Annotated in this window: 14 protein-coding genes and 1 pseudogene; 8 read left to right on the top strand and 7 right to left on the bottom strand. The window is 75.7% G+C overall.

The annotated features are described in order from the left end of the window. From Q1A09_RS13300 to Q1A09_RS13280, 5 genes are all read right to left on the bottom strand, one after another. Complete coding sequence (locus Q1A09_RS13300; protein WP_299955659.1) at positions 1-1,167, bottom strand: alkaline phosphatase family protein; 1,167 nt, start codon at positions 1,165-1,167, stop codon at positions 1-3. Between the two features lie 4 nt (positions 1,168-1,171). Continuing rightward, positions 1,172-1,912: a bifunctional 2-polyprenyl-6-hydroxyphenol methylase/3-demethylubiquinol 3-O-methyltransferase UbiG gene (locus Q1A09_RS13295; RefSeq protein WP_299955657.1), complete on the bottom strand. Its 741-nt coding sequence runs from the start codon at positions 1,910-1,912 to the stop codon at positions 1,172-1,174. Positions 1,913-2,059: 147 nt separating this feature from the next. Continuing rightward, positions 2,060-5,842, bottom strand: coding sequence for a DNA polymerase III subunit alpha (locus tag Q1A09_RS13290; protein ID WP_299955655.1), 3,783 nt, complete (start codon positions 5,840-5,842; stop codon positions 2,060-2,062). Then, positions 5,839-6,357 carry an SAV_6107 family HEPN domain-containing protein gene (locus tag Q1A09_RS13285; RefSeq protein ID WP_299955653.1) on the bottom strand — a complete coding sequence of 173 codons (519 nt, stop codon included), beginning with the start codon at positions 6,355-6,357 and terminating at the stop codon, positions 5,839-5,841. Before Q1A09_RS13285 ends, Q1A09_RS13290 begins: the two co-directional genes overlap by 4 nt. Continuing rightward, on the bottom strand, positions 6,357-6,683 hold the full coding sequence (locus tag Q1A09_RS13280; RefSeq protein WP_299955651.1) for a DUF6504 family protein: 327 nt from the start codon (positions 6,681-6,683) through the stop codon (positions 6,357-6,359). The genes Q1A09_RS13285 and Q1A09_RS13280 overlap by 1 nt, the downstream gene beginning before the upstream one ends. A gap of 266 nt (positions 6,684-6,949) precedes the next feature. Here Q1A09_RS13280 and Q1A09_RS13275 point away from each other — a divergent pair, with 266 nt between their 5' ends. From Q1A09_RS13275 to Q1A09_RS13240, 8 genes and pseudogenes are all read left to right on the top strand, one after another. Continuing rightward, positions 6,950-7,495, top strand: a complete 546-nt coding sequence (locus Q1A09_RS13275; protein WP_299955649.1) for a GNAT family N-acetyltransferase — start codon at positions 6,950-6,952, stop codon at positions 7,493-7,495. 145 nt (positions 7,496-7,640) lie between these two features. Continuing rightward, the gene (locus Q1A09_RS13270; protein WP_299955647.1) at positions 7,641-8,168 is read left to right on the top strand and encodes a YbaK/EbsC family protein; all 528 of its coding nucleotides are present in this window, start codon (positions 7,641-7,643) and stop codon (positions 8,166-8,168) included. Further along, a complete protein-coding gene (locus Q1A09_RS13265) occupies positions 8,165-8,758 on the top strand; it encodes an N-acetyltransferase (RefSeq protein WP_299955645.1) in 594 nt (197 codons plus the stop codon). Before Q1A09_RS13270 ends, Q1A09_RS13265 begins: the two co-directional genes overlap by 4 nt. Positions 8,759-8,811: 53 nt before the next feature. Further along, complete coding sequence (locus Q1A09_RS13260; RefSeq protein ID WP_299955643.1) at positions 8,812-10,428, top strand: NAD(P)/FAD-dependent oxidoreductase; 1,617 nt, start codon at positions 8,812-8,814, stop codon at positions 10,426-10,428. Next, positions 10,425-11,225: a carotenoid biosynthesis protein gene (locus Q1A09_RS13255; RefSeq protein WP_299955642.1), complete on the top strand. Its 801-nt coding sequence runs from the start codon at positions 10,425-10,427 to the stop codon at positions 11,223-11,225. Before Q1A09_RS13260 ends, Q1A09_RS13255 begins: the two co-directional genes overlap by 4 nt. After that, positions 11,222-12,373 (top strand): glycosyltransferase family 2 protein, encoded by a 1,152-nt coding sequence (locus Q1A09_RS13250; protein ID WP_299955640.1) that lies wholly within the window; start codon positions 11,222-11,224, stop codon positions 12,371-12,373. The genes Q1A09_RS13255 and Q1A09_RS13250 overlap by 4 nt, the downstream gene beginning before the upstream one ends. 102 nt (positions 12,374-12,475) lie before the next feature. Then, positions 12,476-13,042: pseudogene (locus tag Q1A09_RS13245) on the top strand (hypothetical protein); the annotation flags it as partial. 31 nt (positions 13,043-13,073) lie between these two features. Beyond that, positions 13,074-13,730 (top strand): flavin reductase family protein, encoded by a 657-nt coding sequence (locus tag Q1A09_RS13240; RefSeq protein ID WP_299955638.1) that lies wholly within the window; start codon positions 13,074-13,076, stop codon positions 13,728-13,730. Between the two features lie 172 nt (positions 13,731-13,902). On the opposite strand, the gene Q1A09_RS13235 is transcribed toward Q1A09_RS13240, so the two are convergent. Then, complete coding sequence (locus tag Q1A09_RS13235) at positions 13,903-14,880, bottom strand: carbohydrate kinase family protein (protein ID WP_299955636.1); 978 nt, start codon at positions 14,878-14,880, stop codon at positions 13,903-13,905. A 131-nt stretch (positions 14,881-15,011) separates the two neighbouring features. After that, positions 15,012-15,668, bottom strand: a complete 657-nt coding sequence (locus tag Q1A09_RS13230; RefSeq protein ID WP_299955634.1) for a CDP-alcohol phosphatidyltransferase family protein — start codon at positions 15,666-15,668, stop codon at positions 15,012-15,014. Between the last annotated feature and the right edge of the window lie 42 nt (positions 15,669-15,710).

Genomic DNA, 15,710 nt, shown 5'->3' with positions numbered 1-15,710 from the left:
TCAGCGCAGGGCGCGGCCGCGGGCGGCGAGCAGCGGGATCGCCAGTTCCACCGGGGTGAGCGACCCGTGGTAGGCGGCCAGCACCGACCCGTAGGCCTCCTGCGCGCTGGCGGTGAACGCCCAGGTGCCGCGGGCGAGGGCGACGACGTCACCGATCCGGGCGGCGAGTGTCGCGTCGACGTCGCCGAAGACGCCGCTGGCGATCGCCTCGTCCCGGCCGACCACCCAGCCGCGGTGGCCGATCACCGCGCGCCAGGCGGCGAGCACGTCGGCGGCCGCGCCCGGCTCGGCGTGCACGTAGCGGGCCCGCGGTTCCCCGGCCAGCAGCGCGACACCGTCGAGCAGCCCCGGCTCCTCGTCGACGTCCAGCCGGGTGTGCTCAGGCACGTCGACCATGCCGTGGTCGGCGGTGACCAGCAGGACGGCGTCCTCGGGCAGGCCGGCGGCGAGCTGCTCGACCAGCCGGTCGACGATGCCCAGCTGAGCGCGCCAACTGGGCGAGTCGACGCCGCGGACGTGCCCGATGAGGTCGAGGTCGGCGGTGTAGCCGTAGACCAGGCTGCGGTCGCCGGCGCGGAGGGCGGCGTGCATGCCGGCGACCAGGTCACCGGCGGTGTAGGCGTCGGCGTAGTCGGCGCCCCGGTAGGCGGCGCGGGTCAGGCCCGAGCCACGGTAGGTGTGCGGGCCCACCGCGGTGCAGGCGACCCCGTCGGCGGTGGCCTGCTCGAACACGGTCCGCTGCGCCTGCCACTGGCGGGGATCGGGGTCGTCGCCCCACTGCACGTGGTTGAGGGTGCGGCCCTCCCCCGGCACCGCGGTGACGAAGCCCAGCACGCCATGGCTGCCCGGAGGCAGGCCGGTGCCCAGGGTGGTGAGGCTGACCGGGGTGGTGCTGGGGCACGGCGCGGACAGCACGCCGGCCGGGGTGCCCAGCGCGTTCAGCACCGGCGCCTCGTGCGGGTGCGCGGCCACCAGGTCGGCGCCCAGCCCGTCCACCAGCAGGACGGCGACCCGGCGGGCACCGCCGAGCGCCGGGGTCAGGTCGAGTGGGTCGGCCGGCAGGTCGCCGCGGTGCACCGGGACGCCGAGCGCGGCGGCGACGCTGGGGAGCACGTCGGCGAGGGTGTTGGTGCCGTAGGCCGGCACCCCGAACTCGTCGGGCAGCACCTCGTCAGCCGGCGGGCCGGGTGGCCAGCACGTGCAGGCCGGTGGCGACGTCCCGGTAGGGCGAGGTTCCGGCCAGGGCCAGCTCCAGGGCGCGCAGCGCGTCGGGGTCGGCGCCGGAGGAGGCACCGAGCAGGTCGGCGACGACCGAGACGCCCCGCCACTCCCCCGGCTCCAGGCCCGCGCCGGTGAGCAGGGTGAACAGCTGCTCGGGGTCGAACCGCCGGCGGGCGGGACCGGTGCGGCCGGGCGCCGGATCGCGGTCGGTGAGCAGGGCGCGGGCCTCCACCGGGTGCCCGCCGACCGCGCGGGAGAGCACCGCGCCGGCCCGGTTCGCCGTGGCCAGGGACAGCTGGCCACCCGGGCGGAGCACGCCGGCGAGCTGGCTCAGGGTGCTGGCCGGGTCGTCGACGACCTCGAGCACGAAGTGGCACAGCACCAGGTCGAAGACCTCGCCGGACGGGAGGGCGGTGAGCATCCGGTCGCCGTCGCCCTGGACGCCGCGGACCCGATCACCGGCGCCGGCCGTGGCGGCGCGGCGGTGCAGGGTGGCCAGCGCATCGGCGCTGGGGTCGACCACGGTGACCTGGTGGCCCAGAGCCGCGAGCGGGACGGCGAACATCCCGCTGCCACCGCCCAGGTCGAGCACCTGCAGCGGGGTGCCGGCGGCGACCAGCGGGTCGAGCGCAGCCCAGATCGCTGCCGTCCGGGCCGGGGCCTGCGCGGCGGTGGCGGGAGGGGTCGTCACCCCGGGGAGCCTAGTGGCGCACCGCCCAGCCCACCCGGCCCGGACGGCAGCCTCGGAGCCGAGCACGGTGAGCCAGTTGTGGATCGCTGAACTGGCACGGCCCAGAACTGCGGGGGTCCTGGGCCGTGCGGGTTCAGCCCTCTCCGCTCAGTGGCCGGAGCTGCCGGGGCTGGAGTGCCAGAGCTTGCGGGGTGGGGCGGCGGCCGCGCGGCGGGCAGCGGTGGCGGCGTCCTCGCCGGCGGGCTTGATGTCGGCGTAGGGCGACATCCGGAAGCCGGTCGGGTGCACCAGCACCGGGCGCACCACCACCGGGCGGGAGGCGCGGGACGCCGCCGCCCCGGTGATCGCCTGCTCGGTGTACTCCCCCGGCGCGGCCATCAGCTCGGCGACCGCGGCCATCCCCCCGGTCTCCCAGGCCTCGTGCAGCGCCGGCAGCTCCCAGGCCCCGGTGGCCCGCATCGACACCCCGCGCGGACCGGTGCGGCGCATCACCCCGCGGATGACCAGCAGCCAGGAGTGGAAGACGGTGGCGGCGTAGGGGCCCTGCACGTCCTCGAAGAAGGTCGAGTCCGCGCAGCCGGTGCCGTCGTCCAGAGTCACGAACACCACCCGCCGGCCGGACCGGATCGGTGGGGTCTGGGTGGCCACCTTCACCCCGGCCACCAGCACCTCCGCCCCGCTGCGGCACTGCAGCAGCTCACCGGCGGGCACCGCGCCGAGCGCGGCCAGGAACGGCCGGTAGAACTCCACGACGTGCCGGCTGGCGTCCAGCCCCAGCACCTCCAGCTCGGCGCGCACCCGTTCGGCGTCGGTGAACTCCGGCAGCCCGGAGGCGACGAACTCCGGCTGCCCGCCGGCGTCCTCGGCCGGGACCTCGATGTCGAACAGCCCGGGCTCTGCTGCGGCCTCGGTGCCGAAGAGGTCCAGGCCCAGCTGGCCGGTGCCGGCGGCCTTCGCGCCGCTGCGGCTCCAGCGGTCGAGCTCGCCGATCTGCAGCAGCAGGTCGCGCCGGGTCAGCTGCTCGCGCCGCCGGGCGGGCCGGCCGGCCTCGCTGTCGCGCACCCCGAACCCGTAGACCGAGTCGAAGCCCCCGGCCAGCACCAGCCGCTCCACCACCGGCCGGGACACCCGCGCCCGGTTCCAGAAGTCGGTCAGCGACCGGTAGGGCTGCCCGGCCTGGATGCGGGCGACCTCCTCGTCGTTGATCCCCTTCACGTCGGCCAGCGACAGCCGGATGCCGTACCGCCCCGGGTCGGGCATCGACGGCGGCATCCACGACGGCCGGGCCCACGACCGGGCCGTGTCGTCCAGTTCGTCGTCAGCGCCTCCGTCGTCCGTGGCGCCGTAGTCGACCCGCTCGATCCGGTAGGTGCCGGTGGAGGCGTTGACGTCCAGGCCGAGCACCTGCACCCCGAAGTTGCGGGCGTCGTCGAGGATCAGCCGCTTGGGGTACATGCCGGGGTCGTGGGTGAGCACCCCGGCCAGGAAGGCCGCGGTGTGGTGGGTCTTCAGCCAGGCCGACTGGTAGGTGGGCAGCGCGAACGCCGCGGCGTGGGCCTTGCAGAAGCCGAACGAGCCGAAGGCGACCAGCACCTCCCACACCTGCTCGACCACCGGAGTGTCGAAGCCCTCGGCCAGCGCGCGCGGCGCGAACCAGGCCTTGACCTCGGGATGGGCGTCCTTCTCCCCCAGCGCCCGGCGCACCTCGTCGGCCTCGGCCAGCGTGCAGCCGGTCATCACCGACACGATCATCAGCACCTGCTCGTGGAAGACCACCACCCCGGCGGTCTGCTCCAGCGCCGGCTGCAGCGCGGGGTGCAGGTAGACCGGGTCGCGCCAGCCGTTCCGGGCCATCAGGAACGGGGTGACCATGTCGCTCTTCACCGGCCCGGGCCGGAACAGCGAGATGTCGACGATGAGGTCCTCGAACGTCTGCGGACCGAACTTGCCGACCAGCTCCCGCTGGCCCGGTGACTCGATCTGGAACATGCCGAGGGTCCGGGTGCTGCGGATCAGCTCGAACGTCGTCGGGTCGTCGCGGGGCACGGCGTCGATGTCGACCTGCTCGCCGTCGACCCGGGCCACCTCGTCCATCGCGTGCGCGATCGCCGACTGCATCCGGATGCCGAGCAGGTCGAGCTTGAGCAGCCCCAGCTCCTCGACGTCGTCCTTGTCGAACTGGCTCATCGGGTAGCCGAGGTAGCTGTTCTCCACCGGGGTGCGGTCGAGCAGGGTGGCGTCGGAGAGCAGCACGCCGCACGGGTGCAGCGCGATGTGCCGGGGCAGCCCGTCGAGCCGGGAGACCAGGTCGAAGAGCAGGTCGAGGTCGCCGGTGCCGCCGCCCCGCTGGGACCCCATCCGGCTGGCCCGCAGCTCGGGGAGGTCGCGCAGCGCCGCGTGCACCTGGTTGGCCCGGATGTGCGGGAACGCCTTGGCCACCGCGTCGACCTCGGCCGGGGGCAGCCCCAGGGCCGCGCCGACGTCGCGGATCGCGTGCCGCACCCGGTAGGTGTCCATCATCGAGATGCAGCTGACCCGGGAGGCACCGAAGCGGTCGATCACCGCGTCGTAGACCTCCATCCGCCGGGCGGACTCGACGTCGATGTCGATGTCGGGCAGCTGGTGGCGCAGCGGGGAGAGGAACCGCTCCATCAGCAGGCCGTAACGGATCGGGTCGACGTCGGAGATGCCCAGCAGGTAGGTGACCAGGCTGCCCGCGCCCGAACCGCGCGCCGCGGCCCGCACCCGCAGCTCCTTGATCAGGGTGACCACGTCGGCGACGGTGAGGAAGTAGGACGGGTAGCCGAGGGAGTCGATCACCGCGAGCTCCTCCTCCAACCGCTCGCGCACCGCGGACGTCGGGGTCATCCCGCGGCGGCCGAACCCGGCCTCGCACCGGCCGCGCAGCACCTGCGAGGGGCCCATCCCCCGCTCGGCGGCGGTGGTGACCACGTCGAGCTCGGGGTGGCGCACGGTGCCGATGCCGAGGTCGGCCCGGATGTCGACGGCGCACTGCTCGGCGACCCGGGCGGTGGTCTCCAGCAGGTGGAGTGCCGCGTCCCGGTCGGGGCCGGCCAGCTCCTCGGCGAGCAGGGCCATCTCCTTGCCCGACTTCAGGTGCCCCTCGGCGGTGCGCCGGTCGACGTGCCGCTGCCCCAGCGGCACCAGCCGGCGGCTGGCGTCCAGGACGTCGGCGGTCGGGGCGTCGAGGGCGTCGACGTACCGGACGGCGTTGGTGAGCACCGCCGGCACCCCGGCCTCGGCGGCCAGCCGCAGCATGGCCTGCGCGCGGGACCGGTCGCCCTGACCGCGGTGGTGCACGACCTCGATGACCAGCTGCCCGGGGCCGAACACCGACCGCCAGGCGGCGAGCCGCGCGTGCGCCAGGTCGGCCCGACCGGCGGCCAGCGCCCGGCCCACCGAGGACCCGGGACCCAGCAGCGCCAGCAGCCCGGCCGAGTGCTCGCCGGCCAGGGTCAGCGAGCTCACCGGTTCCCCGCGGGTGCCGCCCAGGTGGGTGGCGCTGGTCAGCCGGCACAGCGACCGCCAGCCCGCGCCGTCCCGGGCGAGGAAGGTGACCCGCGGGGACCGCGGGTCGACGCTGGCCCCGCCACGGGCCGGGGACCGGCGGCCGGCGGGATGCGCGGCCCGGTGCCGGGCGGCGGCGGTGATCCGGCCCGGGGCCTGCTCCCCCGGCTCGCCGCCGGCGACCGGGTCGACGGCGAGGTCGACGCCGAACAGCGGGCGGATGTCGGCCGACCGGCAGGCCAGGGCGAACTTGACCGCTCCGTAGAGGCCGTCGCGGTCGGTCAGCGCGAGTGCCCGCATGCCGTGGTCGGCCGCCCGGGTGACCAGGTCGGCCGGGTGGTTGGCGCCGTGCCGCATCGAGTACCCCGAGGCGACGTGCAGGTGGACGAAGGGGTCGCTCACGGGGTGGTGCTCGAACCGGTGCTCGGGCCGGTGCGCCCGGGGCCGCGACGGCGCGAGCCCGGGTCGACCGCGCGCAGCCGGGGCGGTGATGCCACCGGGCGGGTGATCGCGGTCTCGACGACGCCGAGGAACGTGCGCACGTCCCGGACCAGGTCGTCGGCCTCCCGCTCGGTGACCGCGTGCGACAGCCCGGCCTCGGCCGCGGCGCGCTTGGCCGCGCCGGCGGCGAAGAACGCCGCCCACTCGCTCAGCTCCGGGGCGACCTGGCCGATCAGCACCCAGGCGCTGCGCGGCCGGCGCCGGCCCGGCTCGGGCTGGGTGCGGGCGGCCAGCACCGCGGCTGCGGCGCGGAGCGCGGCCAGGTGCGCGGTGGCATACCGCCAGCCCGCGTCGGGGCAGGCAGCCGCCTCGCCCAGGCCGCGGTGGGCCTGGCCCAGCAGCTGTGCCGCGGCGGTCGGCAGCGGCGGGGGCAACGGGAGCTCGCCCTGGGCCGGCAGGGCACGTGCGGCGCCCATCAGTCGTGCACCCGCACGAGCAGCCACTGGTTCGCCGTCGGCTCCCAGGACAGGTCGAACACCCCGGCGAAGCTCATCCGGGACCGCCCGGCGCGCACGGCCTCGAGCCGCCAGACCTGCCGGGTGGCCACCAGGTCGGCGGACGCGCCACCGCGCCCGGCGGCACCGGGCTGCCACCACGGTGCGGTCTCCACCCAGGAGTCGAGCAGCTCGCCCACCACGTAGCGGGTCTGCGCCCGCCAGAACTGGGCCGGCCCCGACGGCCCCTGCTCGACCTGCACCTCTTCACCGACGTGGCCACCGGCCCCGACGAGCACCCGGCTCATGACAGACTCCGCAACTCTCAGCCCCCACCTGCCGGCCCACGACCGGCCCGGCGGGGAAGCGCACGCCGTGCGGCGTGACGGCCCGGGCCGGTGAGCGGACCCACCGGTGTTCGAACAAGTGTTCGAACAGGTCTGAGTAGACCGGAGTCGCCGGGAGGCGTCAAGCCGGACGGGCGTGTCGTCATCCGTGTCGTTACAGCCACTGCACCGAGCTGCGCAGCCGCAGGCACACAGGGTCGACCGGTCCGCCGGGTGCAGGATGAACCGTGGCCGACACGCTCCGAGCTCCGCTCCCGGCCGAGCTCACCGGCGACCGCACCGCCCTCCGGCTGATCACGCCGGACGACTGGCCGGTGGAGGTGGCGTTGTCGGCGCTCCCGGACGTCCTGCGCTGGACGCGGTACCCGCCGGGCCTGGACGAGTCCACCGCCCGCGCCCGGATCGAGACGAGGGTGCGCGGGGCAGCGGCCGGCAGCGGTGGGCGCTACGTCGTCCGCGACTCCGCGGGCTCCACGGTCGGCACCGCCGGGATCGCGATGAACGGGCAGCACGACCCCGAGGTGTTCTACGCCCTGCTCCCGGCGGGACGGGGCCGTGGGCTCGCCACGGCAGCGACCCGTCGGCTCACCGAATGGGCACTGGACGTCGGCCACGACCGGGTGGTGCTGAAGACGATCCTGGGCAACACGGCCAGCGAGGCGGTCGCCCGTCGAGCGGGCTACGCACCGGTGGCGACGGAGACGGCGACGATCCGCGACGCCGCGGTGCGGCTCCGCCGGTGGGAGCGCCGGCCCGGCGACCGGGTGCACTGACGCGCCACCGTCCGGAATGCCCACCCGACCGCATCCCGGACGCGACCCGGCCCGGCGCGACCGCCCAGGAACGCTGCACCACCGACCGGAGCCCCCGCGGTCCCGGGTGGGGCGCCGGCCCGGAGCCGGTGGGAGGATCGCCAGCATGACGGCTGCGGAGACCCAGCACCCCCGGGTCGCCGAGGTGACGCGCCTGCTGCGCGAGGCCGGCGCGGCCGGTGAGGTGCGCGTGCTGCCCGACAGCGCCCGCACCGCCGCAGCGGCCGCGGCCGGGCTCGGCGTGGAGGTCGGTGCGATCGCCAACAGCCTGGCGTTCGACGTCGACGGCCAGCCGCTGCTGGTGCTGACCAGCGGCGCACACCGGGTCGACGAGGCCCTGGTGGCCGACCTGCTGGGCGTCCCCCGGATCACCCGGGCGACGCCTGCGTTCGTCCACGAGCACACCGGGCAGGCCATCGGCGGGGTCGCCCCGATCGGCCACCCGGCGCCGATCGGCACCCTGGTCGACGTGGAGCTGGCCCGGCACGCCCAGGTGTGGGCCGCGGCCGGGCACCCGCACACCGTCTTCCCCACCAGCTACGACGAGCTGCTGCAGCTCACCGCCGGCACCCCCGCGGAGGTGGGCCCCGGGCCCGACTCCCGGCCCGGCGACGACGAGGGGACCCCCCGATGACCGACACCACCCCCGCCACCCGCGTCATCGAGCTGCCAGCGGGCTGGATGCGCGAGCACCTGCACGAGGCGCTGGCCATCTACGGCGCCGCGATGGGCTACGGCGACTCCGTCGTCGCCGGCCGGTACGGCTACGCCGTCCAGCACACCGAGCGGCCCGGTTTCCGGGCGGTCGGCGCCTTCGCCGAGGGTCGCCGGGACGACGGCACGACCGGTGAGCGCCTGGTCGGCTTCGGCTACGGCTACCTGGTCGCCCCCGGTCAGTGGTGGCACGACCAGGTGCGCAACGCCCTGGACCGGCGCACGGCCAAGCAGTGGCTGCCGGGGGCCTTCGAGGTCTGCGAGCTGCACGTGCACCCGGACTCCCAGAGCCGGGGCCTGGGCCGCCAGCTGCTGCACGCCCTGGTGGCCGACCTGCCGTACCCGGCCGCGCTGCTGAGCACCCCGGACACCGACACCAAGGCCTTCCGGCTCTACCACGCCGACGGCTTCGTCGACCTGGCCCGCGACCACCACTTCCCCGGCGACCCGCGCCCGTTCGCCATCCTCGGCGCCCGGCTGCCGCTGGCCCGCCTCGTACCGAAGGACTGATCCCCGTAGCGACACCGGAGACACCCACCGCCGACACCGCCGTCGACGCCGTCGTGATCGGCTCCGGGCACAACGGCCTGGTCGCCGCCTGCCACCTGGCCCGGGCCGGGCTGCGGGTGGAGGTGGTGGAGTCCGACGAGGTGCTCGGCGGCGCGGTCTCCACCGTGGAGCGCTGGCCGGGCGTGCGGGTCGACCGCGGCTCGAGCGCGCACGTGATCATCCGGCACAGCGGGGTGGTCGAGGAGCTCGAGCTGGAACGGCACGGGCTGCGCTACGTCGACTGCGACCCGTGGGGCTTCGCGCCCGCGCCGGTGCCCGGTGACCCCGGCCCGGACGGCCGGCCGCTGGTCTTCTCCGTCGACCTCGACGCCACCTGCGCCTCGATCGCTGCCGCCTGCGGGGACGCCGATGCCGCGGCCTACCGCCGGTTCGTCGAGATCTGGGGCCCGCGCAGCGCCGCGGTGGTCAAGGCGTTCGGTGACCGGCCGAGCCCCGCGCGACTGGTCCGGCACCTGTGGCCGGTGGGCGCCCCCCGCCGCGGGCAGCCGCGCACCTCCGGCGGGGAGATCGCCACCGACTTCCTCGGTTCCGGCGACGCACTGCTGGACCGCTGGTTCACCAGCGAGCGACTCAAGGCGGCGCTGGCCTGGTTCGGCGCGCAGTCCGGCCCGCCGATGTCCGAGCCCGGCACGGCCGCGATGGTCGCCTGGGTGGCGCTGCTGCACGACGTCCCGCCCGGCCACCCGGTGGGCGGCTCCGGCGGGCTCACCCAGGCGCTGGCCGCCCGGCTGACCAGCGACGGCGGCCGGGTCACCCTCGGGGACGGCGCCGCGCGACTGCTGGTGGACGGCCCGGACGGCGACCGGCGGGTCACCGGCGTGCAGACGGTCTCCGGACGACGGGTCACCGCACCCGTGGTCGTCGCCGCCTGCCACGTGCTGGCCACCAAGGCCCTCGCCGGGGACGACGCCCCGCCTGCGCTCGCCGACGCCGACCCGCCGCTGGGCAACGGCTTCGGCCTGGTGCTGCGCTGCCAGACCGATGCGTTGCCGCAGTACCCGGGGGTGGGCAACGAGGCGTTACAGGGACTGCAACTGCTGTGCACCGACCGGGCGCAGCTGGCCCGGGCGCACGGCGACTGGCTGGCCGGCGAGCTCCCCCGGGAACCGGTGCCGCTGGCGATGTCGTTCTCCGCGAGCGACCCGACGCTGGCCCCGCCCGGCCAGCACGTGGTCACCATCTGGGGGCAGTGGTACCCCTACGAACTCGCCGACGGCTCGGACTGGGAGCAGATCGCCGACCGCGCCGCCCAGCAGCTGATCGCCGCGGTGGACCGGTACGCCCCCGGCTTCGCCGACTCGGTACAGCGGCTGTACGTACAGACCCCGCTCAAGCTGGAGCAGGAACTGTCGCTGCTGCGTGGCAACGTCATGCACGTGGAGATGAGCCTGGCCAGCATGTTCGGCTTCCGGCCCACCCCGGCGCTGTCCGGGCACCGGGTGCCCGGCCTGGGCGGCCTCTACCTGACCGGCGCCTCCACGCACCCCGGCGGCGGGGTGTCCGGCAACTCCGGGCGCACCGCGGCCCGGGTGGTGCTCGCCGACCGCCGTCCGGCGGCCCGGCTGCGGTCGGAGCTCGCCCGGAGGGTCCGCCGGAGGACGGCGGGATGACCGGCGCGGTCACCGCTGCCCGTGTCCTCCGCCGGCCGTCGGCCGGGTGGGTACCGCTGGTGTTCACCGTGGCCCTGCTCGGCACCGCGATCGCCTACCCGCTCACCGACGGCCCGGCCCGGAACGCGGTCAGCTGGGCGATCGTGCTGTTCGGCTCCGCGGCGGCGATCAGCCACGCCGCGGTCAGCCGGGGGCTGCGCACCGGTCTCGGCGTCCTGGTGCTGGTGGCCGTCGTCGCCGTGCTGTTCGAGGCGCTCGGCCTGGCCACCGGCTTCCCCTACGGCAGCTACACCTACAGCGACGTGCTGGGCCCGATGCTGCTCGGCGTGCCCTTCCTGGTGCCGCTGGCCTGGCTGATGATGGCCTGGCCCAGCTGGGTGGCCGCCCGCCGGCTCGCCCCGTCGTCCCGGCCGCTGCGGGTGCTGATCGCCGCCTACGTCTTCGCCGTCTGGGACGTCGTGCTCGACCCGCAGCTGGTCCAGGCCGGCTACTGGCGTTGGGCACACCCCAGCCCGGGGCTCCCCGGCATCGACACCGTGCCGCTGACCAACCTCGCCGGCTGGCTGTTCGCCGGCCTGGTGCTGATGACCGCGCTCGACCTGCTCGTCGCCCGCACCGCCCGCCCCGGCCCGCCGCGCGCCGGCGACGCCGCACCGCTGCTCATCCTGGGCTGGATGGTGCTCGGCGGGGCGCTCGCGCACGCCGGCTGGCTGGGCCTGCCCGGATCGGCGGTCTGGGGGGTGCTGCTGGCGCTGCCCGTCGTGGTCGCCCTCGTCGTCCAGCAACGGCGCCGGTGATCGCCGCCTGGCGGCGGCTGGTGCGGGTCTGCGCCGGCCTCTCGGTGCTGGCCGCGCTGCACGCGGCGGTCAACACCCGGCTGCTGCGCCGGCCACCGGCGCTGCCGCGCGCCACGGACCGGCGGGTCACCGTCGTCGTCCCGGCCCGCGACGAGGCCGAGCAGATCGAGGGCTGCCTGGCCGCCGTGCTCGACCAGCGGGGCGTTCGAGACCTCCGGGTCGTGGTGGTCGACGACGGCTCCACCGACGGCACGGCCGACCGGGTGGCCGCGGTCGGCGACGACCGGGTGCAGCTGGTGCCCGGCACACCCCTGGAGCCCGGCTGGCTGGGCAAGCCGCACGCCTGCGCCCAGGGAGCCGCCACGGCAGACGAGACCGACCTGCTGGTCTTCCTGGACGCCGACGTCCGGCTGATGCCCGACGCGATCGCCTCGGCCGCGGCCGTGCTCGAGGAGGCGGGGCTGGACCTGGTCTCCCCCTGGCCCCGGCAGCTCACCGGCAGCGTGGCCGAACGCCTGGTCCAGCCGCTGCAGCAGTGGCTGTGGGGCACCCTGCTGCCGTTGCGGCTGGCCGAGCGCTCGGCGCGGCCCTCGCTGGCCGCCGCCAACGGGCAGTTCCTGGTGGTCGCCCGGACGGCCTACGACCGGGCCGGCGGCCACGCCGCGGTGCGCGGCGAGGTGATCGAGGACGTCGCCCTGCTGCGGGCGGTCAAGGCCGCCGGCGGCCGCGGGGCGGTCATCGACGGCTCGACACTGGCCGCCTGCCGGATGTACGACGGCTGGCCGGGCGTCCGGGACGGCTACGGCAAGTCGCTGTGGTCGGCGGTGGGCGGGCGGCCGGCGGCGGCCACCGGGGCCGCCGCCGCACTCAGCGCCGTCTGGCTGCTGCCGCCGCTGGCCGCGCTCACCGGGTCCCGGGCCGGAACGGTCGGCTACGCCGCCGGGGTCGCCGGGCGAGCCGTCGTCGCCGCCCGCACCGGCAGCCGGGTCTGGCCCGACGCGCTGGCCCACCCGGTGTCGATCGCGCTGCTGGACGTGCTGGTCGCCCGCTCGGTGACCGGGCACCACCGCGGCACGCTCCACTGGCGCGGCCGGGCCCTGACCGCCGACCGCGCCGGCCACCCGGCAGCCCCGGCGGGCCACCCCTAGCCTGGGCCGATGGACCCTCGCGAGCTGCTCACCCTGCGCTCCTCCGAACGCGCCGCCCTCGTGCTGGTCGGCCTGCGCGGCGACTGGTAGCCCTACTGCTGCGCCCAGGCGGTCCGCCTGGCCCGGTCCCTGCCCCGGCTCACCGCCGCCGGCGCCGAGGTGGTGCTCGCCTCGGTCGACCCGCCCGAGGTCCAGCTCGGCATGAACGCCACCTGGCACCTGCCCTTCCGCTGGACCAGCGACCCGGACGGCGCCCAGCTGGCCCAGCCGCTGGACGCCTGGGACACGGCGGCCTCGATCTTCCGGCCGATCGTGGTGGTCGTGGCCCCGGACGGTCGCGAGGTGTTCCGGGAGCTGTCCCGGGACTTCACCGACCGCACCGACGACGAGCCGGTGCTCGCCGCGGTCGAGGGCCTCGGGCTGCCCGCGCTGCCACCGCCCGAGCCCTGGACACCGGTCGGCCTCACCCCGAGCCCTTCGGAGCGGGCGTTCCAGCCGCGGTCGTTCATCCCCTACTTCCGGGCCATCCGCTTCAACACGAAGGCGCTGAGCGAGCGCATGGTCGACGACACCGACCGCGACCAGCTGGTCACCGAGCAGCGGATGGCCGAGTCGTTCCTCGCCGCCTTCGACGAGTGGCGGGCCGAGCACCCGCCGGAGCCGAGCTGAACCCGCGGCGGCCGGGCGCGAGGATGTCCGGGTGACCGAGCAGAGCAGCCCACCGCGGGTGCACTTCGACCCCGCCGAGATGGCACCCGGCGCCTTCTACCGGGTGCTGAACTCAGTTGTCGTCCCCCGGCCGATCGCCTGGGTGTGCACCCGCTCGGCCGAGGGCGTGCGCAACCTCGCTCCGCACTCCTTCTACACGGTGGCCTGCGTCGACCCGCCCGTCGTCCAGTTCACCAGCGTGGGCCGCAAGGACTCGCTGACCAACGTCGAGCAGACCCGCGAGTTCACCATCAGCCTGACCCCTGAGGCGTTGTTCGAGCAGGTCAACGCCACCGCCACCGACTTCCCGCCCGACCAGGACGAGGCCAAGCACGCCGGGGTGCGGCTGGAGCCCAGCGAGGTGGTCGGCGTGCCCCGCGTGGCGGAGTCACCGGTGTCCATCGAGTGCGTGCTGCACGGCACGGTGTCCCTCGGCGACAGCACCGTCGTCTTCGGGCGGGTGGTGCACATCGCCGTCCACGCGGCCGCCGTCCGGGACGGCCGGCCGCGGATCGAGGAGCTGCGCCCGCTGGCCCGGCTGGGCGGCAACGAGTGGTCCACGATCGGTGACATCACGGAGATCCGCCGGATCCCCTACCGCGACTGGTCCGACGACCCCGCCATCGGCGAACGCCTCCGCGGCGGCTGACGCCCTCCGGCGGCCATGTTGGCGAACATGGCCGCCCAGACGCTGACGATCATCCGCGCAGGCCCTCCGTCAGGCGGCCATGTTGGCGAACATGGCCGCTCGGACGCTGACGGCCGGCCGATGAGGCCCTCCCCGGCGGCCATGTTGGCGAACATGGCCGCCGGGGACGGGGTCAGGCGGGGAGGAAGGGGGCGACCTCGTCGGCGGCGTCGGCGCCGAAGGCGTCGGCGAACCGGGCCAGGAACGACTCCCGGGACAGCGTGTACTCCTGGGTGCCGATCACCTCGACCGCGGCCGTGGCCACGGCCGACCCGACCTGGGTGGCGCGCTCGATGCCCAGCCCCCACTGCCGGGCGGCGACGAAGCCGGCGCGCAGCGCGTCGCCGCCGCCGGTCGGCTCGACCGGCTTGGTCTCCGGGACGGCGATGACGTCGATCGGCTCGGCGCCGGCCTGCTCCACCCGCACGCCCTTGGCCGCCCGCGTGGTCACCCAGGTGCCGACCCGGGAGAGCACCTCGGCGTCGTCCCAGCCGGTCTTCTGCAGCAGCAGGGCGTGCTCGTACTCGTTGGTGAACAGCAGGTCGGCGCCGTCCACCAGGTCGCGGATCATGTCGCCGTCGGCCCAGGCCAGCTGCTGCGAGGGGTCGGCGAGGAACCGGTAGCCACGCTCCCGGCACTCGTTGGTGTGCTGCACCATCGCGGTGGGATCGTTCGGGCCGACGATGACCAGGTCGACCGCGTCGATCCGCTTCTCCACCGGCGCCAGCTCGATGAGCGAGGCCTCGGACATGGCGCCGGAGTAGAACGAGGCGATCTGGTTGTTCGCCACATCGGTCGTGCAGGTGAACCGGGCGGTGTGCTTGAGCTCGGACCAGCGGACGCTGCCGGTGTCCACGCCGTGCCGGGTCAGCCAGGCGTCGTAGTCGTCGAAGTCGCTGCCCACCGCACCGACGAGCACCGGGCGCAGCCCCAGCTGGGCCAGGCCGTAGGCCATGTTGGCCCCCGCGCCGCCACGGTGCTGCACCAGGTCGTCGACCAGGAAGGAGAGGGAGACGTTCTCCATCTTCCCCTCGACGAACTGGTCGGTGAACTTGCCGGGGAAGGTCATCAGGTGGTCGGTGGCGATGGACCCGGTCACGACGACGGACATGGGCGGACTCTCTCCGTGCGGGGACGGCGGCCACGAGCAGGCCGCTCGACCCCGGGCAGGAACGCGCGCCGAGGCCCGTCCAGGGTAAGAGCGGCCAGCACCGGACCGCCCGCAGTCCCCACCCGAGAGGGTCAGTCGGCGAGCGCGCGGCGCAGCTGCACCCCGAGCTGCGCGGTCCCCAGCAGGCCGAGCAGGCAGCCCACCGCCGTCCCCGCGGTGACCACCAGCGCGGGGTCGACGACGGCGGCGGCGATGCCCGCCCCGCCGACGGTGAACCCGGCCATCGCCACCCGGGTGGGACGTTCCCAGACCGAGATCGCCCCGGTCTCCCGGACCCCGGCCTGGCCGGCCCGGGCCCGCAGGTAGTCGGGGAACCAGCACAGCGCCGCGAAGGCCGCGACCAGCCAGCCGGGGGCACCGGCCACCCAGAGGGCGAGGGCGTAGGCGACCTCGGTGAGCCGGTCGACCGCGGAGTCGAGCACGAAGCCCCGACGGGAGGCCCGGCCGCCGGCGATCGCCAGTGCCCCGTCCAGGGAGTCCAGCAGCCCGGACAGCCCGATGAGCAGCCCGGCGGCCACCAGCCAGGCACCGCCGGCCGCCGCCGGCCCGACTGCGGCGGCGGCCACGACGAGGCCGAGTGCGGTGACCGCCAGCGGGGACCACCGGGCCAGCGGGCGGGCCAGGGTGTAGGCCAGGGTCAGCCAGCCCCGCACCAGCCGGCTGTCGGCCGGGTCGGTGCCGCCGTGCCAGCGGGACCACGCCGCCAGGTACTCGTCGCGGGTCAGCACCGGTGCAGTCCATCACGACGCGGGCACGAGGTGGTGCCAGCA

Origin of the sequence: uncultured Modestobacter sp. (assembly GCF_947486615.1) — a bacterium.
Taxonomy (GTDB): domain Bacteria; phylum Actinomycetota; class Actinomycetes; order Mycobacteriales; family Geodermatophilaceae; genus Modestobacter.
The sequence above is the reverse complement of the archived record's forward strand: the minus strand, read 5'-3'. Positions and strand labels throughout refer to the sequence as shown.